General features: G+C 51.0%; 22 protein-coding genes and 2 pseudogenes. 9 read left to right on the top strand and 15 right to left on the bottom strand.

What is annotated here, in order from left to right; all coding sequences use genetic code 11:
* Nucleotides 1–92: 92 nt before the first annotated feature.
* Entirely contained in the window at nucleotides 93–899 is an 807-nt protein-coding gene (locus tag NSU14_RS35215) for a LuxR C-terminal-related transcriptional regulator (RefSeq protein WP_340948823.1), read from the bottom strand.
* A 215-nt stretch (nucleotides 900–1,114) separates the two neighbouring features.
* Between NSU14_RS35215 and NSU14_RS35210 the strand changes: the two genes are divergently transcribed.
* From NSU14_RS35210 to NSU14_RS35195, 4 genes are all read left to right on the top strand, one after another.
* Nucleotides 1,115–1,465, top strand: a complete 351-nt coding sequence (locus NSU14_RS35210; RefSeq protein WP_076246497.1) for a hypothetical protein — start codon at nucleotides 1,115–1,117, stop codon at nucleotides 1,463–1,465.
* Nucleotides 1,466–1,667: 202 nt separating this feature from the next.
* A complete protein-coding gene (locus NSU14_RS35205; protein WP_042140186.1) occupies nucleotides 1,668–2,684 on the top strand; it encodes an ABC transporter ATP-binding protein in 1,017 nt (338 codons plus the stop codon).
* 15 nt (nucleotides 2,685–2,699) lie between these two features.
* Nucleotides 2,700–3,509, top strand: a complete 810-nt coding sequence (locus NSU14_RS35200) for an ABC transporter permease (protein WP_340948822.1) — start codon at nucleotides 2,700–2,702, stop codon at nucleotides 3,507–3,509.
* A gap of 19 nt (nucleotides 3,510–3,528) precedes the next feature.
* Nucleotides 3,529–4,326 carry an ABC transporter permease gene (locus NSU14_RS35195; RefSeq protein WP_042140187.1) on the top strand — a complete coding sequence of 266 codons (798 nt, stop codon included), beginning with the start codon at nucleotides 3,529–3,531 and terminating at the stop codon, nucleotides 4,324–4,326.
* A gap of 194 nt (nucleotides 4,327–4,520) precedes the next feature.
* Here NSU14_RS35195 and NSU14_RS35190 read toward each other — a convergent pair whose 3' ends face one another.
* From NSU14_RS35190 to NSU14_RS35180, 3 genes are all read right to left on the bottom strand, one after another.
* The gene (locus NSU14_RS35190) at nucleotides 4,521–4,907 is read right to left on the bottom strand and encodes a hypothetical protein (protein WP_042140188.1); all 387 of its coding nucleotides are present in this window, start codon (nucleotides 4,905–4,907) and stop codon (nucleotides 4,521–4,523) included.
* A 755-nt stretch (nucleotides 4,908–5,662) separates the two neighbouring features.
* Nucleotides 5,663–8,704, bottom strand: a complete 3,042-nt coding sequence (locus NSU14_RS35185; protein WP_340948821.1) for an efflux RND transporter permease subunit — start codon at nucleotides 8,702–8,704, stop codon at nucleotides 5,663–5,665.
* A gap of 220 nt (nucleotides 8,705–8,924) precedes the next feature.
* On the bottom strand, nucleotides 8,925–9,518 hold the full coding sequence (locus tag NSU14_RS35180) for a cation:proton antiporter (RefSeq protein WP_256703966.1): 594 nt from the start codon (nucleotides 9,516–9,518) through the stop codon (nucleotides 8,925–8,927).
* A gap of 400 nt (nucleotides 9,519–9,918) precedes the next feature.
* Here NSU14_RS35180 and NSU14_RS35175 point away from each other — a divergent pair, with 400 nt between their 5' ends.
* Nucleotides 9,919–10,374: a hypothetical protein gene (locus NSU14_RS35175; protein ID WP_042140192.1), complete on the top strand. Its 456-nt coding sequence runs from the start codon at nucleotides 9,919–9,921 to the stop codon at nucleotides 10,372–10,374.
* A gap of 69 nt (nucleotides 10,375–10,443) precedes the next feature.
* Here the strand turns inward: NSU14_RS35175 and NSU14_RS35170 are convergent.
* The 4 genes and pseudogenes from NSU14_RS35170 to NSU14_RS35155 form a co-directional block, all read right to left on the bottom strand.
* A pseudogene (locus NSU14_RS35170) lies at nucleotides 10,444–10,830 on the bottom strand (transposase); the annotation flags it as partial.
* 345 nt (nucleotides 10,831–11,175) lie between these two features.
* Nucleotides 11,176–11,661 (bottom strand): hypothetical protein, encoded by a 486-nt coding sequence (locus tag NSU14_RS35165; protein WP_340948819.1) that lies wholly within the window; start codon nucleotides 11,659–11,661, stop codon nucleotides 11,176–11,178.
* A 664-nt stretch (nucleotides 11,662–12,325) separates the two neighbouring features.
* Entirely contained in the window at nucleotides 12,326–12,535 is a 210-nt protein-coding gene (locus NSU14_RS35160) for a hypothetical protein (RefSeq protein ID WP_076246488.1), read from the bottom strand.
* On the bottom strand, nucleotides 12,490–12,825 hold the full coding sequence (locus tag NSU14_RS35155) for an RNA polymerase sigma factor (protein ID WP_042140194.1): 336 nt from the start codon (nucleotides 12,823–12,825) through the stop codon (nucleotides 12,490–12,492). Before NSU14_RS35155 ends, NSU14_RS35160 begins: the two co-directional genes overlap by 46 nt.
* 167 nt (nucleotides 12,826–12,992) lie before the next feature.
* Between NSU14_RS35155 and NSU14_RS35150 the strand changes: the two genes are divergently transcribed.
* Both NSU14_RS35150 and NSU14_RS35145 read left to right on the top strand, forming a co-directional pair.
* Nucleotides 12,993–13,187 carry a hypothetical protein gene (locus tag NSU14_RS35150; RefSeq protein ID WP_076246486.1) on the top strand — a complete coding sequence of 65 codons (195 nt, stop codon included), beginning with the start codon at nucleotides 12,993–12,995 and terminating at the stop codon, nucleotides 13,185–13,187.
* A 59-nt stretch (nucleotides 13,188–13,246) separates the two neighbouring features.
* Nucleotides 13,247–13,408, top strand: a complete 162-nt coding sequence (locus NSU14_RS35145; protein WP_340948818.1) for a hypothetical protein — start codon at nucleotides 13,247–13,249, stop codon at nucleotides 13,406–13,408.
* Nucleotides 13,409–13,584: 176 nt separating this feature from the next.
* Here the strand turns inward: NSU14_RS35145 and NSU14_RS35140 are convergent.
* The 4 genes and pseudogenes from NSU14_RS35140 to NSU14_RS35125 all read right to left on the bottom strand — a co-directional run.
* A pseudogene (locus NSU14_RS35140) lies at nucleotides 13,585–14,187 on the bottom strand (cation:proton antiporter); the annotation flags it as partial.
* A 194-nt stretch (nucleotides 14,188–14,381) separates the two neighbouring features.
* Complete coding sequence (locus NSU14_RS35135) at nucleotides 14,382–15,545, bottom strand: ABC transporter permease (RefSeq protein WP_340948816.1); 1,164 nt, start codon at nucleotides 15,543–15,545, stop codon at nucleotides 14,382–14,384.
* Nucleotides 15,538–16,704 carry an ABC transporter permease gene (locus NSU14_RS35130; protein ID WP_340948814.1) on the bottom strand — a complete coding sequence of 389 codons (1,167 nt, stop codon included), beginning with the start codon at nucleotides 16,702–16,704 and terminating at the stop codon, nucleotides 15,538–15,540. The genes NSU14_RS35135 and NSU14_RS35130 overlap by 8 nt, the downstream gene beginning before the upstream one ends.
* A gap of 15 nt (nucleotides 16,705–16,719) precedes the next feature.
* Nucleotides 16,720–17,655 carry an ABC transporter ATP-binding protein gene (locus NSU14_RS35125; RefSeq protein WP_340948812.1) on the bottom strand — a complete coding sequence of 312 codons (936 nt, stop codon included), beginning with the start codon at nucleotides 17,653–17,655 and terminating at the stop codon, nucleotides 16,720–16,722.
* A 216-nt stretch (nucleotides 17,656–17,871) separates the two neighbouring features.
* On the opposite strand from NSU14_RS35125, the gene NSU14_RS35120 reads away from it, so the two are divergent.
* Nucleotides 17,872–19,032 (top strand): sensor histidine kinase, encoded by a 1,161-nt coding sequence (locus NSU14_RS35120; RefSeq protein ID WP_340948811.1) that lies wholly within the window; start codon nucleotides 17,872–17,874, stop codon nucleotides 19,030–19,032.
* 52 nt (nucleotides 19,033–19,084) lie between these two features.
* Nucleotides 19,085–19,744, top strand: a complete 660-nt coding sequence (locus NSU14_RS35115; protein ID WP_042140200.1) for a response regulator transcription factor — start codon at nucleotides 19,085–19,087, stop codon at nucleotides 19,742–19,744.
* 621 nt (nucleotides 19,745–20,365) lie between these two features.
* On the opposite strand, the gene NSU14_RS35110 is transcribed toward NSU14_RS35115, so the two are convergent.
* The 3 genes from NSU14_RS35110 to NSU14_RS35100 all read right to left on the bottom strand — a co-directional run bounded on the left by NSU14_RS35110 (nucleotide 20,366) and on the right by NSU14_RS35100 (nucleotide 24,746).
* Entirely contained in the window at nucleotides 20,366–21,688 is a 1,323-nt protein-coding gene (locus NSU14_RS35110; protein ID WP_445670078.1) for a PDZ domain-containing protein, read from the bottom strand.
* Between the two features lie 169 nt (nucleotides 21,689–21,857).
* Nucleotides 21,858–23,324, bottom strand: coding sequence for a S41 family peptidase (locus NSU14_RS35105; RefSeq protein WP_076246471.1), 1,467 nt, complete (start codon nucleotides 23,322–23,324; stop codon nucleotides 21,858–21,860).
* 117 nt (nucleotides 23,325–23,441) lie between these two features.
* Complete coding sequence (locus tag NSU14_RS35100; RefSeq protein WP_340948809.1) at nucleotides 23,442–24,746, bottom strand: murein hydrolase activator EnvC family protein; 1,305 nt, start codon at nucleotides 24,744–24,746, stop codon at nucleotides 23,442–23,444.
* Nucleotides 24,747–24,780 lie beyond the last annotated feature (34 nt).

Below are 24,780 nucleotides of genomic sequence, written 5' to 3'. Positions count from 1 at the left end.
AAATAACTTCACCGCAAATAAATAGCCGGGCAAGCGATACGCTAGTATCACTGCCCGGCTATTCTTATGTATGTCTAGGCTTTGCGCGCCTTCTATGGCGTAAGCCGTTTGACGAACTGGAAGCGGTCATTCACCCGCATTTTACTGTAAATACTCTTCAGCATATTCCGAACCGTCCCTTCACTGATGCCCAGATCACTCCCGATGTGCAGCGCGCTTTTCTCAAGTAACCATAGCCGTGCTACATCCTGCTCCCGCGCTGTCAGCTTATATTCCTGTAAAGTGGCTTCCAGGCGGTATTGCTGCATCTCCGGGTTCTTCTCCATCCACTTCTCCATAATATTCTCGGCAATCTGCTGCACGAACGGAATCGCGAATTCAATCGGTTCTCCTCTATTAAAAGAAATGTCCACATATCCGAAGACAGTATCCTCATTCTGCAGCGGAGCACACACACAGTTCCAGTTCTGGAAGGCCTGGTGGGAATGCTCCGCCCCCCGCACTACCCCGATGCAATTCATCTCCATGGCCAAGGATACGGCATTCATGCCCGAGCGCTGCCTGCATAAGCTAACTCCCGGACGCAGCTCCGCCTGTTCCATCTCATCCCGGGTAACCGGAGAAGAACAGACCAGCTCCAGAATGGTACCCGCCTTGTCCGTCAGGAATACAACATAAGGAATAGAGAGCAGCTGGCTTAATTTATTCATTTCACTGCGGATGGAAGATATCATGGCTCTGTGATAGATATGCTCCTTCGATTCTTCTGGAAAAGAAACCCCGGACTGCCCGCAATGTAATTCGATTTGCTCTGCGTCAAGCGGCCGGAAAGCTTCAAGCTGCTGTGCTTCCAAATCTCCGGGCACGCTCCATGCTCTCGATTGATCAAAGATTCTCACGACGATCCTCCTCCATTTTTACCATTTCCTATATAACCGATTTTAAAAGAAAGTATTATAACATACAATTACGGAATAAAGAACATTCAGCATTGGACCTGTAAATGAACCTGCAAGCGCTGTAAAATAGAAAAATCTGCAGTCAAAAATCATAAGTGAAAACGGCTATGTTGTCCTGTAATAAGGACTGTACCCTTTCAGCAAGGAGGTTCTACATGCTTCGCATCGGCTATATCTCGGCAGTCCTGAATCTGGCAACCGCTATGGTATCATTCATGCGCTTCGGCAGTAATTATGCACTGGCGATCATGATAAGCCATACACTAATGCTCTTCCTGGGTTACAGGCTGCTCCGCTCCAAAAGCAATCTGGCCCTAATCCCGCTGCTCACGGTCAGCTGCTCCTTCCTGATGTACAACGTGGTCTATGTTCTATTGAAGCAGATCAACCTTGTAGACCTGTACGCTGTAGACTGGAGACTGGAAGTTCAGCTGTTGCTGCCACTATTAATAGGGTTACTCCTCAAAGCCATTCTCGAACGAAGCGGCAAATCCCGGTTAGTCTAGTTAACCAGGGTAGCCGCTTTTTTGCAGCATCATTCGCCATAATAATCTAAATAAATATATTCATTCGATGGATTATGATAGTTTTCGACATTGCCGCAGTGATATATTTATTCATACGGCTTTTACATAGATTGGGATTCAGAAATTTATATGCTGCGAACAAGCGAACGCGCTTTCAAAGTAATTTCCAGGAGGGTTAGCCTTGAGTATTATTGAAGCCAGAGGGCTGAGCAAGTCATTTATGCAGGCAGTGAAGGAGCCGGGCCTGGGGGGAGCGGTTAAGCACCTCTTCCTCCCCCGGCATATTGAGAAGGTGGCGGTTAAGCCGCTGGATTTGAGTGTAGAAGCAGGCGAGACGGTGGCCTACGTGGGCCCGAACGGTGCAGGCAAATCGACTACCATCAAAATGCTGACAGGAATCCTCATGCCCTCAGCCGGCACTGTTTCTGTAAACGGTATCAATCCGTACAAAAAAAGAATGGACAATGCCGCCCAGATTGGTGCCGTGTTCGGCCAGCGTACCCAGCTGTGGTGGGATATCCCGATTGTGGAGTCTTTTTCGCTGCTGAAGGATATTTATCAGATTCCTGGCGCCGTCTACAAGACGAATATGGAGCTGTTCACTGAAATGCTGGGAATGAGCGAGTTCATCCATCTCTCTGCCCGGAAGCTCTCCCTGGGTCAGCGGATGCGCGCCGATCTGGCCGCAGCCCTGCTGCATAACCCGCCGATTCTGTATCTGGATGAGCCGACCATTGGCCTCGACGTATCCGTGAAGCAGAAAATCCGCGAGTTCATCAAACAGATCAACCAGGAGCAGAACACTACGGTGATGCTGACCACCCATGATCTGGGGGATATTGAGGATCTGTGCAAACGGCTGATTATCATCGACCATGGGGCGATTATTTATGACGGCAGCCTGAGCGAGGTCAAGGCCCGTTTTGCCAAAAACCGTGTCATCTTCTTTCAGGTCGGATCACCGATGCCGGAGTTATACGCGCAGCTCGCGCAGACACCCGGAATGAAGCTTGCGCAGCAGAGCGCGCAGGAATTTTCGGTCTCTTTTGACCGGTACGAATATACCGCCAGTGAAGTGGTGGGCCGGGTGATGAGATATGGCGAAGTTGTCGACTTCCGGATGGAAGATACTAATATTGAGCAGGTCATCAAGGCCGTCTATGACGGCAAGCTGGATCTGACCGGAACCGGGGAATAAGGAGGTTTACACACGATGATGACTGCTGCCCAGTTTAAAATGTACAGAAGTATCGCGAACCGCTCCCTGCAACGGGTTTTGGCCTACCGGATTTCTTACATCATTACCTTTCTGGCGAACTCTATCAATCTGCTGGCCATTTACTTTCTGTGGCAGGGCATTTACAGCGGGCGGGAGGTGGTAGGCGGCTATACCTGGGACCAGATGAAAACCTATCTGCTGGTTACCTTCCTGGCTAACTCTGTGTTGTCCTGGTATTCCGAATCGGCCATTTCCGGCAAAATCCTTGACGGCAGCGTCGCCGTAGACCTGCTGAAGCCGGTCGATTTCCAGACCGCAAGATTCGCGGAAACCTTGGGCTCGAGCCTGCTTGAAGGCGGCATGAGTACGGTGCTGCTGATCCTGTTCGCCACCTTCCTGACCGGAGTCACCTTTCCGGGTTCGCTCTCTGTCTATCTCTTGTTCGCAGTCAGTCTGCTCGGTGCAATCGTGGTGAAATTCGGCGTTGTCTATCTGGCGGCACTTTTATGCTTCTGGTCCACCGGATCGATGGGCATCGTCTGGACACGGATTGCTCTGACCAATCTCCTGTCCGGAGCTTTGGTGCCCCTGGCCTTCTTCCCGGACTGGCTGGAAAAGCTGGCGCTCCTGCTGCCCTTCCAGGCCATCATCCACACGCCGTCGATGATCTTTCTGCAGCAGGCAGATACCGGGGAGAGTCTGCAGCTGATCGGTATTCAACTTTTCTGGGGGGCAGCACTCTGGATTGCCGGCAGGGCAATGTGGAACTGGGCGGTACGCCAGGTGACCATCCATGGAGGCTAAGGCAGGAGGAGGCCGCAGAATGAAAATGTCCCAAATGCTCTACCTCTACAAACGGCTGTATGTGCAGCAGCTTAAAGCGATTTTGGAATATAATAAGGACTTCTATATTTTGATGTGCTCTGCCGCCTTGACACAGATTCTGGGGTTTGTCTTCCTCTGGGTGATCTATGACCGGATTCCGGATATTAACGGCTGGAAGTTCTGGGAAGTTACGTTTATGTACGCCATGATCTTTCTGACGGAGGGCATCGGCTCTTTGTTCTTCGAAGGCACCTGGCGCCTCGGGCGGCTGGTCAACATGGGCGAGCTGGACCGTTATTTGCTGCGGCCGGTGCCCGTTGTCCTTCAGGTGTTCTGCACCGGGATCGGCATCAACGGACTCGGTAATCTGCTGATTGGCGGAGTGATCGTCTGGCAGTCGCTCGTGCATAGCCCGGTTCACTGGACGCTGGGCAAAGCCGCCATCCTGATCCTGCTGTTTATTACTGCGGTTATCATCCGGGTATCGATCAACCTCGCGGGGAATTCCGCCGCCTTCTGGATCCGCAATGCGGGCAATGCCTTTCCGCTGATGGTGCATAACCTGTCCGATCTGGCCAAATATCCGATTACCCTGTTTCCGCAGGCGATCCGCATCTTTATTTCTACTGTGCTGCCCTATGCGTTCATCAGCTTTTATCCGGCAACCTATATATTCGGCAAAAGCGGATGGTCCGGCTGGTGGCTGCTCGCCCCTGTTGCGGCAATAGGAAGCGCGGCTGCGGCTTATGGTATCTTCCGGTATGGATTGTCTAAGTATGAGAGTACGGGGAATTGATGGCGAAATAACAGCAACAACCTTTAACAAGTTGGAGTAGGATATACGTGAGCACTCGGGTGGACGCTCAGCAATCGGAACGTTGCTCCAATCGCTGTTGTGTCCAGATTTTTTTGATTTTAACTATCGGTGAAAATCCGGACACAAAGGCGACCGCTAACGCTTTTACACAATCGTTCCGTCCGCTCCGCTGTTTAAGCGGGAATCGGTTTAACACCTTTAATCACATAAATGCCAGAAGACCGGAATACCTGAATACTGCAAAAAAGAAACCTACCTTTTAAAACTGAAAGTGTTAGCAACCAGTTCAATAGGGAGTTTTGATTATCCTCCCTATACACGATGGAGTAATCCGCCTGATAGGTCTGATCCCCTTCCACACCGTCAATGGTGGAGACATTCAGGTGCCCCCGCTCTTCCGGACCGCTGGAGATCATCAGCAGTTCGCCCAGCTCCGTCGCTGCTCTCGCCCGGATGGTCCCCTCATCATTAACGGAATCAATCAGCGCTGAACTGGCCTGTCCCTCCAGGGGGAACAGACTGATTACTTCTTCAAGTGCCGGAATTTCCACTACAGCCATTGAGAATATCCTCTCACAAATTTAAATCTTATCTTCTATGCATTAAAAAATAGTAACTACTATCTCTATACGCCTCATGCGCAATAATAGCCCCGGTTTAGTTGTTTAAATCACAGTTAGCGCTTAGATTGAGCTTAGATTGAACTTAGTTAGAACTTAAGTGGAGGTCTCGTAACGGAACCACCTGCAACTCAAGCATAATATCCGGCTGCAACTATCGTATTTCTCGTAAATCCTGCCCAAAATACAACAATTCTCTCATCAAAACGGCCATAATCCTAAATTGTTGTACAAAATACAACAATCCCGCTCATCCCGGCGGCTTAGCGGAACAATTCTTGCATTTCATACAACAATCTTCCTAAACACCCGTGTATCCTTAAGTCAAAGTTGTAATACGTACAACATTTTTGCCTACGCAGTGTGAACTTGAGATTCTCAATCCTGCCAGCAATGCATCAGTTATGAGAAATTGAACGATTTCCCATGCCCCCCTCTGGCGATCAACCGCCTGCTTGTTTGGTTATAGTCTCAAGTGCTGACTGGTTTGGACAATGCTGACGAGGAAGACTCCACTGCCACCCAGCAGACAGCGAAGAGCAATGCGGACAATCCCGCACTGCTCTCATTTATGCTCTCACTACTGCTGCCAACTGCCATTGCTGTCCCAATAACTACTATCCACTACTACTTTCATCAACTACTACTTCCAGCTATTCCATCCCGTTCCCTTCTTCCTGCAGCTACTTCCCCAATCAGCTAGGCAGATCCGTTGACGCCACAGTTCCGGCTGCAGCAGCCTGCTTGCGTTCTTTGGCCGATTTGCGGAAATAGAGCAGCTCATAGATTGCCGGAACTACGATTAGAGTTAACAGGGTTGCCGCAGTCAGGCCGCCGATGACTACAATGGCCAGACTCTGCGAGACGATGCTTCCCTGCTCGGACTGCCCGAACAGGAGCGGCAGCATGGCGCAGACAGTAGCAATGGCTGTCATCAGAATCGGACGCATCCGCGTGCCGGCTGCTTCCAGAATGGCTTCGCGGACCGTCATATGCTCCTCATTATGCTTAATACGGTCGATCAGCACGATCGCATTGGTGACCACGATGCCGATAAGCATTAATGCGCCGAACAATGCGGTGAAGTCAGGGGTCACACCCGAGATCAGCAGCGCTACGATGGCCCCGATTGCTGCGAGCGGCAGGGAGAACATGATCGCCAGAGGCGCACGCAGCGTCTTGAAGGTCAATACCATGATCAGGTATACCAGACCAATCGAGATCAATGCGGTCATGCCCAGGTCGCTGAAATCTCCGGCCTGATCGGCCGAGGCACCGCCTGCGAACAGGGTTACTCCCTCTGGCAAGGTAATGCTGTCAGTCGCTGCTTTAATATCTGCACCGATCTCCGAGACCCGCTTCGGATCTGCCTCTGCGGTAATCCGTACATAAGGCTTGCCGTCTTTATGATACAGCATTGCCGGCTGGTCAGTGACCGTAAGCTCTGCCACCTGTGACAGCGGCTGCGGGCCGGCGGATGTCATAAGCATAATCTTCTGCAGTTCCTCCTGCGATGCAGGCTGAACCACTGGCTCCAGCACTACTGAGGCAGGGGAACCATCCAGCTCGATCTGGCCCAGCGGAACCGGATTCAGCATCGCACTAAGCTGCATGGAGATTTCCTGGGCATTCGCCACAGCCGGATCTACTTTGAACGCAAACACCGGCTTGGTATCCTCCATGTTGCTGGCTACCTTCCCTACGCCTTCGATCGTTTTCACTTTGGCAGCGACTTCCTTGGCAACCGCATTAATGGCTTGAAGATCATCGCCCACAATATCAATGTATTCATTGGTTGAGCTGGAGCCCATCATACTGGCTGCTCCCACGGTCAATGCTGCTCCGTCATAGGAAGACTGCAAGCTGCGGATATGGTCCATGAATACCTGCGCATCTGCATCTTCCTTCATCATGACGGTATAATCCACTTGGGTCAGCGACACCACACTGCCCCATTGTGCCGAATCTGCGCTATTACCAGATTGCATAATGACGATCTCCGCCTGCGGCTGCTTCATCAGTTCAGCTTCCAGCTGCTTGCCGTTCTCCAGCACCTCTGATACCGGAACATTATTCGGATAGACCAGCTGAACGGTTACCGTGCTGGCATCTGTAGCATCGAGCGCCCCTTTGGGCATCGTGACATAGGCGCCAATGGACCCCACAAGCAGCAGCAGTCCGAGTGATAACGTAATCCACTTCCGCTGCAGATTCCACTCCAGGAAGCGGCTGAACTTGCGGGAAGGCTCATGCTCCTTCAAGGAGGAGCCCTTCAGCAGCAAGGAGCTGAGCAGCGGTACTACCGTTAAGGCAACTATAAGCGAGGTCAGCAGCGAGTAAGTGACGGTCAGGGCAAACGGCAGCAGGAAGGCTTGCAGCCCGCCGCGCAGCAGCCCCATCGGCAGGAATACTGCTACCGTGGCAATCGTAGAGGTAGTAATCGCCCGGGCGACCTCTCCAGTTGCGCTGACTACCATTTCGCGGGACAAGCGTTCTTTTTGCATCCGCCGGTAGATATTCTCGATCACCACGATACTGTCATCGACCAGCCGTCCAACCGCAACGGCGACGCCGCCCAGCGTAACTATATTCAGCGTGATCCCGGACACCTTCAGCAGGTACAAGGTAACCGCCAGTGATAACGGAATGGAGATAGCCGTAATCAGCGTTGCCCGTACATTGCGGAGGAAGATCAGGATCACAATCGTGGCGAATAAAGCACCGAGCAGCACCTCACGCAGCATGCTGTTTACCGAGGTCACGACCATATCCGAAGTGCTGAAGATCATGGATACCTCGGCATCTTTGACGCTGGCGCTAAGCTCCTCTGCTGTACTGCGCACCTTGTCGCCCACATCCACCGCGTTGGCACTTGCTTCTTTGGTGATAATGAGGAATAGTACATCCTTGCCGTTCGAGCGGCTCACACTCTCTTGGTCCAGCTTGGGCTCGACAGCAGCAATATCTCCTAGTGTTACTCCCGCTGCCACCGGCAGCTTTTGAAGCGTATCGACGCTCTCAATGGATGAAACCACGTTCACATTGCCCGTCTGGCCGCCAATCGTCTGTTCACCCACAGATGCCGATACGCTGCGGCCCTGAAGCAATCCCATGACCTGCGCCGTGTTTACTCCCTTCGCAGCCATTGCTGCCGGATCAAGCTTCACCCGCACCTGCGGAGAAGTTTTGCCGTAGAGGGCTACGCTCGCTACACCATCAATTTTCTGCATCTCGGGAAGGATCTTGTTCTCGGCAAACTCCAGATTCTCCTTGGTGAGCCCTTCATCGAACGCTACAGTGACCTGCGACACAGGAATCATCGAGGTATTCAGCTGAATGATGAACGGGTCCATCACGCCTTGCGGGAATTGCAGGGCATGAACTGCCTTCTCAACCTCCTGCGCCGCTTCCTTCATATTGGTTTTGCCGTCAAAATAAATATCCACCTTGGCATAGCCGTCAGCGGAAGTGGACATCTGCTCCGTCTTGCCTTTCACCAGTGAGGTCGCAGCCTCAATCGGCTTCGTCACTTGCGTCTCCATCGCATGCGCATCCTGGCCAGGACCCAGAACCGCAACGGTCACCTGAGGATTATCTGCCTCCGGCATGAATTCCATCGGCAGCGAGGTATAACTCATGATACCGACCACAAGCGCCATAACCACCAGAAGCCCGACTGCCCCCTTATTGCCAAACGACCATTTCGTAAGCCATGTCATTTCTTTTACCACTTCCATTTCATCAAATGTATTGAACTCTTTATGTCTGTTCTCTTATGTATGAGCTGCAGATTCTTGCTTAAGTGTAGAAGCTTTGGGCTGATGCCAAAACGGTCCGGCGGAGGGTTTCGTTCTCGGTCTTAAGGCGGGTGGCGCCTCCTTCCAGAGGTACAACGCAAAAAAGCTGCCCTGTAGAGGACAGCCTGTTAAAGAATAACCTGGTATCGCCGCATAGCAATTAAGGCGAATTCCGTACCGCTTCTTCCCGGAACATACTCTTTAGCAGCGGCGGTGTCACCAGTGTGGTAATAATTACAGCAATGATAACGCCGGTGAAATATTGCGGCAGCAGCAGCCCGCTCTCTAAGCCCGTGGCTGCAATGATCAGGGCGACCTCGCCTCTGGAGACCATTCCTGTACCAATCACCAGTGACGAGTGGGTATTGAAGCCGGTAAGGCGTGCGCCTATTCCGCCGCCAAGCAGCTTGGCCAGAATGGCGACCAGCGACAACACCACCATGAATCCGATCTGGCTGCCGAGGCCCTCAAAGCTGACACTGAGACCGATGCTGACAAAAAAGACCGGCACATACAGCGAGTACGCAATCGGCTCTACTTTGGACTCCATCACATAACCCGGGGTACAGCCAGCCGGCGAGGACGGTAACGGCGAAGAACAGCAGTTTTTGACGATAAGCAGACTTAAGGAAATCTCATCGCCCGTACCGAAGGAGCACAATAAAAAAGCAAGGGAACTGTGGGCAGCGGCTTTAACTGATTCTACTAATATCCCTTTTGCTGAAAAAAGTTTTAAAAGTAACTCTTCTCTCATTTTACTAATGTCCCTAGCAACCAGGGAAGCAGTTGCCTTGTAATTTGCAATCGTCCAATCGGCTATTCCTGTCTGATCTAGTTGTTGAATAAAATCGTCGAACATTTGCTGCATTATTGAATCGCTCATTTTTTCATTTTATAGAAGATAACGAGTTTTTTGCCGTAAGGAACGGTAGAATGCGATCAAATCTTCTCTTCTTCTGTATAGAGAAGACGACGAAAGTACAGAAGTTTCAACACATAAATTATTTAATGTTTCTACCTTGGTTGTTAAGTGATATTCAAAATCTCCCTAATAGGTGAGGAGGAAAGTAAAGGGCACTTTTCTTACCTTAACTAAATGAAGTGTTTAGCCGAGAACGCCCTGCTAGGCTAAATACAAAACAGGAGGAATTTAAATGTCCGTTTATACAAATGAGTATACGCAGGTTGTTGTGATGACCAAATCTCAAGTGTCCCAAGCGCTTACTGAACAAAATGCTATTATTCAGCATGGTATCAAGGTACCAAATAGTTCTAATTTCATTTCTGCTGTGTCTGCAGTTACTTCAGTTTTGTCTCTTCTGATATTTAAGAAAACTATACCAAGTCTTGCATCTGGAATTGTCGCCGTATTTTCTTCATTGTTCCCAGATGAAAAAGCATCTGCCGAATTCATGGCAAATAAAGGACTCTCATTTCTTGCAACAGTAAACACTGCTATAAACAGTAGCGCACAATATGATCAAATTGAAGTTCAGCTTCCATTTTTAGAATACACTTATAACAATAGTGCCGATAACTGGAGATTTGTTTCGGGCTATGGGACAATTACTCGTCTTCATACACCTTCGGGTTGGATCAATGCTAACTAATAAAAGCCTTGTCTGGTATTATGAGACTGCCCCCTGTAAATGAGACTGGGATCGAAACACCTTACAAGTCTAAGCAGCCAGTCGTCGGAATTTAATCGGCGACTGGCTTTTAGCTTCGTTTGAATTCGAATTTAGGTGTAATAGATACTGTAGTCTCGAACGGTCTGTTTAACGATTGCAGGCGTTTTGCAGGTTAACCCTTCGAGATAGAATGTTTTTAGACTTTAGCGTTGGAATGAAACGATTCAATGGGAGCATTATCAGCAGGCGCTCCCTTGTGGGATATGCTCATGGTAATGCCTTTTCCTTTGACGGCCTCTTGTACACAAAGGAGGTGTAGACACTGCCCTGGTTACTATGGAGTAACACCGTTTCCTGCTTTGGAAGTTGGTTTAACGTATCCAAAACCAAGGAAGTGTCTTGCTTATCTGCTATACTGTAAGCCACAATTTTTCCGTACTCTGAAGAGTGTTACGGACCTAACTATACTGCTTACCTACAGCTACAGGGGTGAATTTTACCTTTTCGATACCACTTCATCCATACCTTTAGTGAAGTCACATTTCGGATGCCTAACTGCTCCATGACCTCCCGCACTGTAACTCCGGTTAATTTCTTTCATCTCAATGGATTCCATCATAATTTCTACTGTAGCTAACTCATTTGCCAACGCAAAAACACCTTCAAGGTTATCTCCATATCTTACGACATGGTTTCATTCTCTTGAAGGTGTTTTGATTTGTCTCACGTTAGGGGGGTAATCCCGACCAGGCATGAAAATGACATGGGGTTTTTTAATTATCAATTTATTTTCTTTTCCATTATGGTGCTTACTAAATTATTAATATCCTCTTTGTTAATGATAGAATACCAACGGTTGATTTTTTTCTCATCGTTAAGATCAATTACAAGCAGTTCATTCCTATCTTCTGAGACATTCAGAATAATTTTTAGGGTTCCCTGAACATCTAACCATATCGAGTCAAACTGATCTGTTGAATTATGATCACCTTTTATCTTTTCCTTGACTTCCAAGTTTGAAAGTCGATTAATCATATCACTAAGAATATCATCGTCTGTAAGTTTGATTTCGTTTTTTATGTCATTTTTAGCAAGAAAAGTAATTGTTGTTATATCCTTTTTAGGTAGAACGGTAACCACATTTCCTAAGGTTGTTTCGGAACTTAACAAAATTCGAAGAGTGTTACCATAACTTTGGAATAAGAGGAAAATAAGAATGGCAGCAAATATAATTCTTAATGTTAAATGAACCTTTCGACTACGCATAAAAATATTAGACCTCCCTTGTTTTCTGTCAATCCGGTGGCGGAAAAACCGAACCTTGAAATATTCCCTGTGATCGCACTTTGGATATCGACACCTGACGGATTGCCCTATATTGTCACGACAGTACAGTCCTAAGATTTCTCGTTCTGCCTCTTAAGAGGTCGACAACTGCTACATGCTCCTTGCAGGATCGTTGCTTTGTATGCCAAGACTTAGATGAATTTACAGCCTAAACCCACCCATTTCACAATGTTGTCCTCCTCTGCAAATATATACTAAAACCATCATATCACTTTATTCCAAAAAATAAAAAATATACCGACATCAAAATCAATGGTGTTGATTTTGCATAATAAGGATTTTATATCCTTAATAAGAAAGCATTTAAGATAGGTTTCCACGCAGTGCCACCAATCTTATATACACCACCTTCACACTAAGGAAATTACCCATCACTATTTGCATACAGATAAATTCTCCACAACGATCGAACCTATTGTGGCAGTCTACAACCTTATTTTCTTTCGACTTCTTCTGAAATAAAGGACCGCTTCATTTGAAGTGGTCCTCTTAAGGTTAATACGTAGCTTATGAGTGGTTTACAATTAATTTCCACTGTGGCCTAACTATGACTTTGAATCAAAATATGAATTATGAAAAATGCTTATTTATATAAAATTTCTAGAAACTCAACGATAATCATAGAGACTACATCTTCAGTCGGTAAATAAATATATCGACTTATTCTTTGTATATCTTCCTTATATAGATCTACCAGTTTTAAAGTGGCTTCCTTGTCTCTTTTCTTGGCAGCGTGCAATAAATTCATCATCTCATCGTCTGAGATAATTTCTGTATCATCTTTCTTTTCCATTTGTTCACCGCCTGTTGACTGATATGATATTGTTTTGCAATTTCAGCTTCAGATAGGTTCTGAAAATATATTTTTATCAGTAGTGATCTTTCTTGCGGGGTTAAAGTGGCAAACAACTGCTGAACTATTAATTTTTCATCAGATACTACTGTAAAGTCAGGTGTGCTAGGATTATGGTCGTCAATAGAACATTCTCGGCTTCTGATCTTTTTGGCTCTGTACTGTAATCTCCAACCTATTCGGTAAATTTCGGTTTTGTAGCGCTCGTAAATTGATGTGTCTTTTCCCATTCGAGATATCACCTCACTGAATGTGTCTATATATAGGGAAATTTGGGATTAATTTAACAACTGAAATAAGAACATATGTTTCTATTAATTACATTTTACATCTAAGTTGTAGAACGTGGCAATTCTTTTCCCTATTGGTAAAGATAAAAGAGAAAGGAGTAACACTGATGCAAGTTGCAGATTTAATATCGCTAGTAACTAATGTCGGTTTTCCCGTGACGCTTTGCTTTATTCTGATTCGCTATGTATTACAAACTGTTGGCGAAAAATTAGATAATTTGGACGCCTCTTTAAAAGGGCTAACACAAGCTATAGAATCCATTAGAAATAAAGAAAAGGTTCCAGAGCCAGAAAAAAAGTAGGGTATTTAACCTCCGACTGTGGCCGAGTCTATTCTGATGCTGCGGTCAGTTACTTTACCTTGGCTACTCCGGATCCCTATACGGAGATCGAGGAGCATAAGGGCTACTCTATTTTGCAGTATGAAATGGAGGATGGCTATCGGTTGGATTTTGGCACCAAGCGATCGATTGAGCTGCCCACGGTAGAAGCAGCCTGGGAACTGATGGATATCATCATCTAATAGAGCATAATGTTATGCTTTTAGTCCTGAAGCATTAAATATCCCACCAGTTTAATTTCACTGGCGGGATTTGCTTAGTTGATCATTCAAAGGCCGCTCTGTTGAGGACAGCCTGGAAACGAGAGATCTATTTAAAAAGAATATGGACAAGTTGCTCTGCTGCTCTTAACCCGGATTCATACCCCCTGTATCTCTTCTTCCCGGAACACCACCTTAAGCAGCGGCGGTGGCACCAATGTGGTGATAATTACGGCAATGATAACACCGGTGAAATATTGCTTCCGCAGCAGCCCGCTCTCAAGTCCCGTGGCCGCAATGATCAGGGCGACCTCGCCTCTGGAGATCATTCCTGTACCAATCACCAGTGACGAGCGGGTATTGAAGCCGGTAAGGCGTGCGCCTATTCCGCCGCCAAGCAGCTTGGCCAGAATAGCGACCAGCGACAACACCACCATGAATCCGATCTGGCTGCCGAGGCCCTCAAAGCTGACACTGAGACCGATGCTGACAAAAAAGACCGGCACATACAACGAGTACGCAATCGGCTCTACTTTGGACTCCACCACATGCTTGAAGGAGGTTTGTGCACTGGTAATCCCGGCGGCAAACGCGCCGATAATGCCTGCCATCCCCATCATTTCAGCGAAATAAGCATATCCGAACAGAATCACCAGCGCTGCCGTGATCGTCGCTTCGGTCACCCGCAGCGGAGCAAGCCAGCGCATCACCCGGGGTACAACCAGCCAGCCTGCAAGGACAGCGGCGGCGAAGAACAGCAGGCTGCCCCAGCTGCACGGACATTTCCCCCGCCAGTTTGGTGAATAACAGAATCAGCAGCAAATATAAGATGAATTCCATGTTGCATTCTACTCCCTTTACTCTGTATTGGGTCCCTAAAAAAGACAAAGAGGAACCCTTGGTGACGGGCTCCTCCTAAAAACACATGGCTATAAACCACGACGCATGTTAAAGCTCAAGCGCTGATCCCCGCTTCATTCGGACGCAGTATGGTGGAGCCAATCGTCAGCAGGACTGCCGCCATCAGGCCCAGAATGGCAAAAGGCAGCCACAGCTCGTTCCAGCCTCCGCCCGTTGCGGCGATATCTACCGCCTGGATGGCCCATTTCTGCGGTGTGAAATTAGCTAGCTTCTGCATATAATCCGGCATGATCGAGATCGGCCAGAAGCAGCCGCCCAGCATACAGGTGGGTATAAGGATCAGCGAATTGAGCATGCCGGCATTGCGCGGATTACGGATCAGTCCCGCTACGGTGCTGGCGATGCCCATGGATACCAGCATGAATGCGGCCAGAACCAGGAAGTAGAGAAACATCGGCATCTCATAATCGTAGCGTAGCACCCATCTCCCAAGCGAGAGCACCACGATGATCTGAATAATCCCTACGAGAAAGCTGCCTAGGAAATTGCCGAGGGCAATTTCGTAAGAGCGGACCGGGGCGCTGAACATCCGCATCATCGTGCGCCCCCGGCGGTCATCGTTGATCAGGGACACGGAGCTTGTCACCAGTGTCATCAGGAACATGAGCGTCAGACCGGTAATCACACCCAGCGTCTCCCGGGGGTATAAATCATAATCCGTACGAAGGCTTCCCACATGATGCTGCTCCGCCTGCTTCAGCACAGCAGCGAACTGCGCCTGCTGATCTGCTGCCGTGCCGCCGCTGAGTGCAGCAACGGCATGCGCAGCTTCAGCCATGTTTCCGGCAATCGCATTGACCTTCATCTTGACGATAATGGAGCTCTCGCTCGCGCGAAGCTCATAGATGCTAATCTTCGGCTCCTGCCCGGCAATCAGGGCGGCTGAATACCCCTCTGGAATCCATATCCCTGCCGCCCCCTCCTGCCCGATCGCCGCTTCCTTCAATGCCGCCTCATCCCTGCGCTGCTCAAACTTGTAATCGCCGGTCTGCTCCAGTTCGGAGAGCAGATGCTTTCCGGCAGCACCCTTATCCATATTGGCGTACAATATGGTCGCCGGACCATCGCCAACGCCCCCAGTGAGCGAAATGATTCCTGCAACCACAACACTGGGCAGCAGAATAAATATCAGCACCCCTTTGACAGAGCCCAGGCTTCGGCGGATCATATTCCAGGCAATGGTTATTATTTTATTCATGGTAGCCCACCTTCCGGTATGAGACAGTCATTACACACAGCAGAACTGCACAAATCAGACACATCACCCATAAGTTCGGCAGAATCTGCTTCAGACCGGAATGGAGCATCATGCGGATAATCGCCTGCTGTGCCCAATGGTTGACTGTGAATGCACCGATGCTGTTCACCCAGGAATCAGGAAGCGGAGCCATCCCCCCGCTGACGAAGGTCATCACTACGGCGAGAACATTAATAACATTCGTTGCACTGGCCGAAGTTTTGCTGAACAGGCAGATGACAATGGAGAACGTCATGGACGCGATGATCATCAACAGGCAGAACAACAATAGAAGTCCCGGCCGGTTGCCCCAGTATACACCGAACAGCCGGTCTGACAGCACAATGATCGCCAGACACTGAAGGATGCTGACCAGGCCTACCCCCAGCATTTTGCCGATAAACAGCTGGGAGCCCTTGACCGGCATCGAATTGATCCGAAAAAGCGTATGGTTCTCTTTATCACTGAAGAGAGAGCCCGTTACCGTCAGCCCGCTGTACAGAAGAAACATCATCAGCATGGAAGCCGCGTAGAACTGGGAGGCTGTATAGGTTTTACCCCCATTATTCAGATCACCCATCACCACTGCCCCTGTCTCTGCCGTTACCGGAGGAACTGCAAGTGCTTCCGGCCCAAGCGCTACCGCTGCCGATTGCTTGTAATTGATCGTACTAAGAAAATTGTCAAAAGCCGTTCCCGCCACCAGATTATCGGTATGATCCTTGCCGAGAATAAACTCCAGCCGGGCGTGTTCTCCGCGCTGTACCTCTTCATCGAAGCCGGAAGGGACAATGACCGCATAGGCGTATTTGCCTGTACGAAGCCCGCTTTCTGCCGCCTCCCGGCTCTCTGGCTTGTGGGCGATGATGAGATCCTTCACTTCCGGTGCCTCCAGAAAAGCAGTTATCATAGCAGAGGTCCCTGCTTCTCCGCCTGCGGCATTCACAACAGCTACCCGTACTGGGTCGATCTCATCGGCTTCTTTCACACCCACCACCCCGGAGAGCGAAGCCCCCAGCAGAAAGATCAGCACCAGCGGGAGCAGAAACATATTAAGCAGCATCGAACGTGAGCGGAACAATCTGCGCAGTTCATAGTTCATAATGGTCCAGGTATTCATCTCGCTGTCCCCCCTCTAATCCCGTAATGTCCGTCCGGTCAGACTGAGGAACAACGTCTCCAGATCCGGCTCTTCAATGTTAAGGGAGGCAATTACCCCTTCATGCTTGGCGAAAATAAACAGAATGTCCTGCAGCTCATTTTGTGAAGAAGGCAGATACATCTCCACAGCATCCTGCACAACCTCCACCCGGCTAATCCGTGGATGCTGACGAAGCTCGTTAATTAGAGCTGGAGTGATATTCGCCGCCTTAACTACGATTTTCTCCTCATGGGCTACCCGTTCCCGCAGCTCGCTTTCCGTGCCGCAGGCAATAATATGACCTTTATCCATAATTGCCACCCGGTCACAGACCGCTGCTACCTCCTCCATATAGTGGCTGGTATAGATAATCGTTGAGCCCAGCTTATTCAGTGTTTTGACCGATTCCAGAATGTGATTGCGGGACTGCGGATCAATGCCAACGGTCGGCTCATCCATAATGATCAGGCGCGGCCGGTGCGTGATGGCACAGGCGATATTGAGGCGCCGTTTCATCCCTCCCGAGAAGGTGGACGGCTTATCCCTGGCCCGGTCGCTAAGACCTGTGAATTCGAGCGCTTCCTGGATCCGTTCCTTCAGCAGCTTCCCGCGCAGGCCATACAGCTTCCCGAAGAAGCTTACATTCTCTGCCGCCGACATATTCTCGTATAAAGCCAGCTCTTGAGGGACAAGCCCTATACGCTTCTTAACCTCCAGCGGCTTCTCCCTTACGGACAGGCCATCGATCATAATCTCGCCGCTGTCCGCCTTAAGCAGACCGCAGATCATGCTGATTGTTGTGCTTTTCCCGGCACCATTAGGGCCGAGCAGACCGAATATTTCACCTTCCTGCAGACTGAAATTCACATGGTCCACGATCAGTTTGCTGTCATACCTTTTCACCACATCGGTTAATACCGCAAGTGCCATTTGCCATCGCTCCTGTTCCCTTAGTTCTCGTATTCTCATTGTAGCGCAGTGAAGGCGCCGCCGAAGGTACAGAAGGTCATCCTCCAGAGGTGACCAAAGTCATCTCCTGAACGATGGCGCTCTTATGCTAAGATGGAGATACCTGAGAAGCGATAGAAGGATAAGTTATCGCGTAAGACATATAAATTCATATATTCCAAAAAAGGATGACCCTAATTGACCAGAGAACTGAATATGCTGCGTTACGGTCTCATTATCATTCCTGCAGTACTATCTATCTACGTCTATGAGTACGCCGACTATGAACAGTTCACGCTTCATTTCCTCCTGCTGCTCCTGATCGCAACGCTTGGCACAAAACTGCCGAAGCCCTTCCCTCTGCTCACCGGGGGCATTGAGCTGATCTTCACAGCCTGGCTGTGTTACCAGTACAGCACATTGATGATTTTTCCGGCCCTGTCGGCGGTACTGTCCTACTCCTGGCTGCAGCGTAAGAACACGGCAATAGCCTTCTTCTGTAGTCACCTGTTGCTGCTCAATGTTGCCTTCCGCGATGCTGCCCCGGCTGTGCAGGCGTTCACGAACCTTACCTTCCTGCTGGCCGCCGCACTGAATATACAGCTGATCCGGACTGGACGCGGCCGCACAGATACCTTGTTTCTTTACGATGAGCTGCGCAAGAAGCATTTCGAGCTTGAGGAAGCACGCTCGCGCCTGCTCCAGTTCACCTCGCAGGTAGAGGTTGCCGCGCAAGCGGAGGAAAGGGTGCGGATCGCACGCCAGCTGCATGATGATATCGGACACCGGCTAATCCGGGTCAAAATGATGACCGAAGCCGCCATCCATACGCTGCCGGCTGCTCCCGAAACTGGCCTTGGCATGATGCATCAGGTCCGGGACCAGCTCTCGGCCAGTATGGAAGATATGCGGGCTGCGCTGAAGCGGATCAACTATACGCCGCAGCTTGAAGGTGCGTATGCGCTCGACCGGCTGCTGGAGGAGGTAGGCCGTGATACCGGTATTGCAACCTCCTATACTGTGCAAGGGATTCCCTATCCGCTCTACCCGAGCATTCAGGTCGTGCTCTACAAAAACGCCCGGGAAGCCATCACCAATGCGCTGCGGCACGGCAAGGCGGACTCTGTCTGGATTACCTTATCGTATAGGGATCACGAGATCATGATGGAGGCAGGAAATAACGGCCGGCTGCCCGAAGAAGACGCCCTGCATAAACTGCAAAGCGGCGGAGGTATGGGGCTAACCGGTATGACGGAACGCACCGTCCTGATCGGCGGGACCCTGGAGCTGCGGCCTGTGGCGCAGTTCACAGTCATTACCCGGTTGCCTGTGTACAGGCAAGGAGAGGATTTTCAGTAATAGTTATGGGCTGGCGGAGCCCCAATTACAGTGAGAAGGAGCTAAGCATAGGATGATTAAAGTATTGATCGTGGACGACGACTCTTTTATCCGTGAGAGCTTGAAGGTGCTGGTTGGGCTGGACCCCGAGATTGAGGTAGCCGGAACGGCAGGAGATGGCTTTGAAGCGCTCGCTTTGCTGGGGGCGCCAGGCGGCGGGGCTGATGTCGCACTCATGGATATCCGGATGCCGGGCTGCGGGGGCGTCGAAGGCACACGCCTGATCAAAGAAGCTTATCCGCACGTAGCCGTTCTGATGCTGACTACCTTCGACGATGATGAATATATCATTGAAGCACTGCGTAACGGAGCCAGCGGTTATCTGCTCAAGAACATTCCGCCGGACCGGATCATTCAGGGCATCAAGACTGTACATGAGGGCAACATGCTCATTCATCCGGATATCGCCCGCAAACTGGCCGGCTTCCTCCAGCCGCCTGTCCGTCAGGAAGCCGCCCATAGGCAGGCTCTGGAATCCTACGGGCTGACTAAAGCAGAGCTGACCATAGTGTCCTCGATTGCAGAGGGACTTACCAATAAAGAGATTGCCGGGAAGCTGTTCTTAAGCGAAGGCACAGTCAAAAACTATATTACCGATATCCTCAGCAAGCTTGGGCTGCGGGACCGGACACAGATCGCCATTCTCTATTTGAAGAGTCAGGGGATCGGGTAGGGGTTTGGGTAGGAGATCGTGGCGGCTCGGGTAGTACATGGGGAGTAGCACGGGGAGCAGCACGGTAGTACATGCGGGGCAGCGATTCCTCCTCAAGAGGGTAGTCTCGATTTCTGGAGACTTTAGGTTTTTCAGGTGGAGATAGAACGGGGACTTCTGTGGGACATTAAATTTGGCGTATACGAGATTGGAATGAACCATAGGTTGGCGGTTGGCCGGGTTTGGGTAACCGGGACATATTGTTGTACGTAATGCAGGAATTCTGCCGGATTGGCGGGTAAAATGTTGCATTGTTGTACTTTTTGCAGGATTTTCGCCGGATTGGCGGGTGCTGAGCGCATATTGTTGTATTTTTTGCAGGATTTCCACCAGATGAGCGGGTGGTGGGCGTATTTTGTTGTATTTCATACAGGATTTCCATCGGATTGGCGGCTACTGAGCGTACATTGTTGTACTTTCTACAAGATTCTCGCTGGATTGGCGGGTTTGCGGGATGATGGTGTCTTCAAGTTGCATAATTAAGCAGGTATTCTCTCAACTTTCTCTAAAAAAGGCCAGTTCTCCCTGGATGATAGTCAAGGAGAACTGGCCTTCACGGTTTCATTCAGTTATGCTGCCCCGTCAGACTCCGGCAGATTTCTGCTTAGCATCCGCAGAGGCGGACGGCTTCTTCCGGCCCCGCCGCCCGGGCGTATGCCCCCGCTGGCGGGTTCCCGTCTGCATCCCGATGATGCTGAAGATGCTGGACGGCTTGGCCTCTGCGGTCACGCTTCCGTCCGGCTCCGGCACCAGAATGATGCCGAGCTGATGGTGATCGCCATCGTAGATCGCGCGCTGGAGGTATTTGCTCTCGCCTTCGCGGTTCAGCACCTCCAGCTTGCAGAACGCCGGGTTCATGCGCAGCGCCTCATGCAGCTGCGCCGCGCCGGTCAACAGGACCCCGTTGACCTTCAGCAGGACCTCGCCGGGCAGGATGCCCAGCTCCTGCCCGGGGCTGCCCGGCAGCACGGCCAGCACCTTGCGGCCGGCCGGGGGATGCACGAAGACGGGACTGATACTGCGCTCCTCCAGAGCGCTGTACCAGCTTAACCCTTCGTGCAGGAGCACTGCACTTAGCGCCGCGACCAGGATCAGCGGGCTCCACCAGTCCGCAAGCAGGCTTAAGCCGAGCAGGACGATGCTGTATACCAGCAGCCGTCCTGAAGTGCGGGCCGCCTTGCGTCCGGGCAGCATGCCCTGGGTCATCTCGCTGAAGCCGATGATGACCGGCAGGGAGACCAGGCCCAGGCCCCCGCCCAGCAGCGGATGCCAGGGCAGTTCACCGATTCCCGCACCCGGGGGAATCAGCAGAAACAGCGGCAGCGGCCAGAAGGCCTGCAGCTGGTAGCCGCCGACCACCTTGCCGCGCTTGCCGGCCAGGAAGAGCGGGGTCGCCAGCCTGGCGCCCTGCCATCGCGCCAGCAGCGCTTCAGCCAGATGGAGCAGCGCGGCCAGCACCAGCAGCGCCGGGATATCCATCTCCCGCAGCGCCCCGGCAATCGTTCCCGCGGCTCCGCTCTGCAGCGTATCCGGAAAGAACGAAAGAACAAACTGTACAATTCCCAGCACACCTATAGAATACGCAAAGCATAAATAGCGCACACGAAAAAGCATTAATACCAGACTGACCACCCAGATGCAGGCTACAGCCGTATAGGACAAAGAGATACCCAAGGCTACAGCTGCTAAGGAAACAATAAGTCCCGCAACCCCGCCGGTCCACACCGTCCGCCATGTTTCCCGGCCCCAGCTGTGCAGCTTCACATGGATGAGCTTCCGCTCCAGCGCAACCTGCCTGCGGTAATAGAGTGCAATAAATATAAGAGCGATATAGTAATAAGGCTGAATCAGCAGATGAATGACCGCTGTACCCCAGCTAGCAAGCAGTTCCAACATCACATTCAAACCGTTCGTCACACTCCTTTTCGTCCGGGACTAGTGGAAATGTATTAGGTGTCCTCTAAAATGAGTCTATGTTATCGAAGCAGCAATACTCTGTATCGCCTTCAGCTTTTAGCGTACAACATAAACTTTCTTCTATTTGTAGAAAAAAAGAAGGCTGGAATCAGCCTTCTTACTTGTTCGACGCCGTAGCCTTGATTTCCTTCCGGATCTCTTCGATTCCCTTATTCCGCTGATTGTCTTTGGCCGGGTCCTGAATGACCTTGATCAGCGCCAGCTCCAGCGCTTCTGCGGTCTTGGCATCAATCACGCCTGTTGACTTCAGCTTAGCGGCGCTCTGGAATTTCTTGACCGCTTCCTTGGTTCCAGCATCGAAATATCCATCCTTGCGGCCCGGCTTATAGCCCAGACCATCCAGCATCGTCTGTGCGCTTTTGACATCCGTGCTGTTCATATTATATTGCAGCGTTACACTCTTATTAATCGGCGCCACCGAGAAGTAATCCGGCTGGGCGACCGCAATATCCGGCTTGATGCCCTTGCCGTGAATCCAGGTGCCGTCTGGTGTCAGCCACTTGGCAATCGTAATCTTCAGCAGACTGCCGTCACCCAGCTGCTCTTCGAAGCTGGTCTGGACAGTGCCTTTCCCGAACGAGTCCTCACCGATCAGCTTTGCACCCGCAGATTGCTGCAGTGCTCCTGCCATGATCTCCGAAGCGCTCGCGCTGCCTTTGTTCATCAGCACAACTACAGGATACTTTTTACTGGATCCCTTTGAGGTGCTGACCTCGCGCTGTTTGTTTTTGTCTTCGACCTGCACGATGGCTTTGCCGGCCGGTACAAACTGCTCTGCCATTTCGATAACGACCGGCAACACACCGCCGGGGTCATTGCGGACATCAATGACAAGTCCCTTCATGCCTTGCGTTTCCAGCTTGGTCAGCTCTTCCTCGAACCGCTTCCCAGTATTCTGTGAGAATTGCGTAACCTCGATCACTCCGATATTGTCCTTCTCCATCGTAGCGTAGACCGTTTCCAGTCTCACATCATCGCGGGTAATGACGAATTCGAGCGGCTCTGCTGTACCGGTACGCTGAATCTTCAGGGTTGCATCGCTTCCCTTGGGGCCGCGGATTTTGGCTACAGCATCATTAAGCTCCAGCCCCTCCAGCGATTCGCCATTCACGGAGAGGATTACATCCTTGGCCTGAATGCCGGCCTTCTCAGCCGGTGAACCTTTGATCGGCGAGACTACAACGACCTTGCCGTTATCCGAGGAGACTTCAGCACCGATGCCCGAGAACGAGCCTTCGATACTCTCCTCGAATCTCGCTGCCGTTTCCTTGCCCATATAGTTGGAATAAGGGTCGCCCAGTGCTTCCATCATACCGTTGACAGCGCCGTCGATCAGCTTCTCGCGGTCCACGGTCTCATAATAATTGCTCTCGATCAGGCTGAGGGCGGTACCTAGCTTCTTGGATTCCTTGTCTTGCAGTCCGGCTGTCTGCAGGACCGTCGCAATTCCCTCGCCTGCCGCTTGTCCGAATACATGCGCATAGCCGGTCACGCCCAGGGTCAGCAGGCTGCCGCACAGCAGCGCGGCGACGATCATAAAGGCCGCGGTACTCTTCTTTAACATGATGTTCCCACCGTCCCTTCTTGTCCATCTTATCACCCGCAAGGGTCCGTTCCATGAGAAACGGCATCTCTTCCAGTATATGCCGCTGAATCAAATTATATTTATTAGAGCTTAAATTTACAGATAAGGCATAGGATTAACCGTCTTGCCGTCGACCCGCACTTCGAAATGCAGATGCGGTCCGGTCACACGTCCGGTGGCACCGGATTCGGCAATCGTCTGTCCGCGCTCTACCCGTTCTCCCGGTTTCACTTTGATTCCGCCTTCGCGGATATGGCCGTACAGCGTCCATACCCCGCCGCCATGGTCAATGATTACACAATAGCCGTAGCCGCTCCACCATTCCGCCACCAGGACAGTACCGGAATCCGCGGCATGAATATTCGTGCCCTGCGGAACTGCAAAGTCTACGCCTGTATGCATTTTGCCGACTTCACCCGTAACCGGATGCGTCCGGACACCATAAGGCGAAGAGACACGCGCCGAGCCTACCGGCAGCAGGAACGGCCCGTCACCGCCGGCATATTCCTCTACGCTGGCAATGGAGCTTCCGCTGCTCGCAGACTTGGCGGCCTTGGCCGCTTTGGCAGCAGCTGCTGCCGCCCGGCGTGCCGCTTCAGCTTTGGCGGCCGCTGCCCGGCGGGCAGCTTCCTCAGCCTTAAGCTTGTCCTTCTGCTCCTCCAGGGCAGAGCGGTTGCTGGCCAGCTGCACCAGCTTGGCATTCTGCTCTTCGGAGATCACCTCAGCCTCTTGAATCTCTTCATCGTAGTAAGCGATTAGCTCCTGCTTCTCCGCTTCCTTCTCCTTCAGCACACTGCGCTGGGACTCCAGATCGGTGTACAGCTGCTTAGCCTGGGCGTATTGGCCCTCCAGCTCCTGCTTCTTCGCGATGACCGTCTGCTTGTCCAGCTTATGCTGCACCAGCAGATCCTGATCCTGATCCACGATCATCTTCAGGGAATCGGCCCGGTCGAGGAAATCCGAGAAGCTGGTGGAAGACAGCAGCACATCCAGATAAGAGACTGCACCATCCGTGTACATTAGGCGGACACGCGATTCCAGCAGTTTTTCGCGGGAAGCCACACGTGCCTCTGCATCGTCCAGTTCAGTTGCCGTCACATTAAGCGACTCCTCCGTACTGGCGATTTTACCGGAAATGGTCGTCATCTCGCCCTTCACCTGGTCAATCTGGTCCAGCACATACTGGAGATTCAGCGTCGTCTTATTCTTATAGTGCTGCGCTTCCTGATTGCGGGATGCCGCCTTCTCCTGCGCCGCCTTGGCCGCCTGGACCTCCTGCTGCAGCTGCTTCAGCTGCTTGTCAATCTCGGCAACACTTGTTTTCTTCGCATATCCGTCAGAGGGCCCGAACATTGTGACAGCCAGCAACATTACGGCTATTCCGGCGACAATCTTCTTCAACTCGCACTCCCCGTCCTTTGTTCAAATGTGAATT

This window comes from Paenibacillus sp. FSL R10-2771, from assembly GCF_038000205.1.
GTDB classification, from domain to species: domain Bacteria; phylum Bacillota; class Bacilli; order Paenibacillales; family Paenibacillaceae; genus Paenibacillus_AQ; species Paenibacillus_AQ phytohabitans.
The sequence above is the reverse complement of the archived record's forward strand: the minus strand, read 5'-3'. Positions and strand labels throughout refer to the sequence as shown.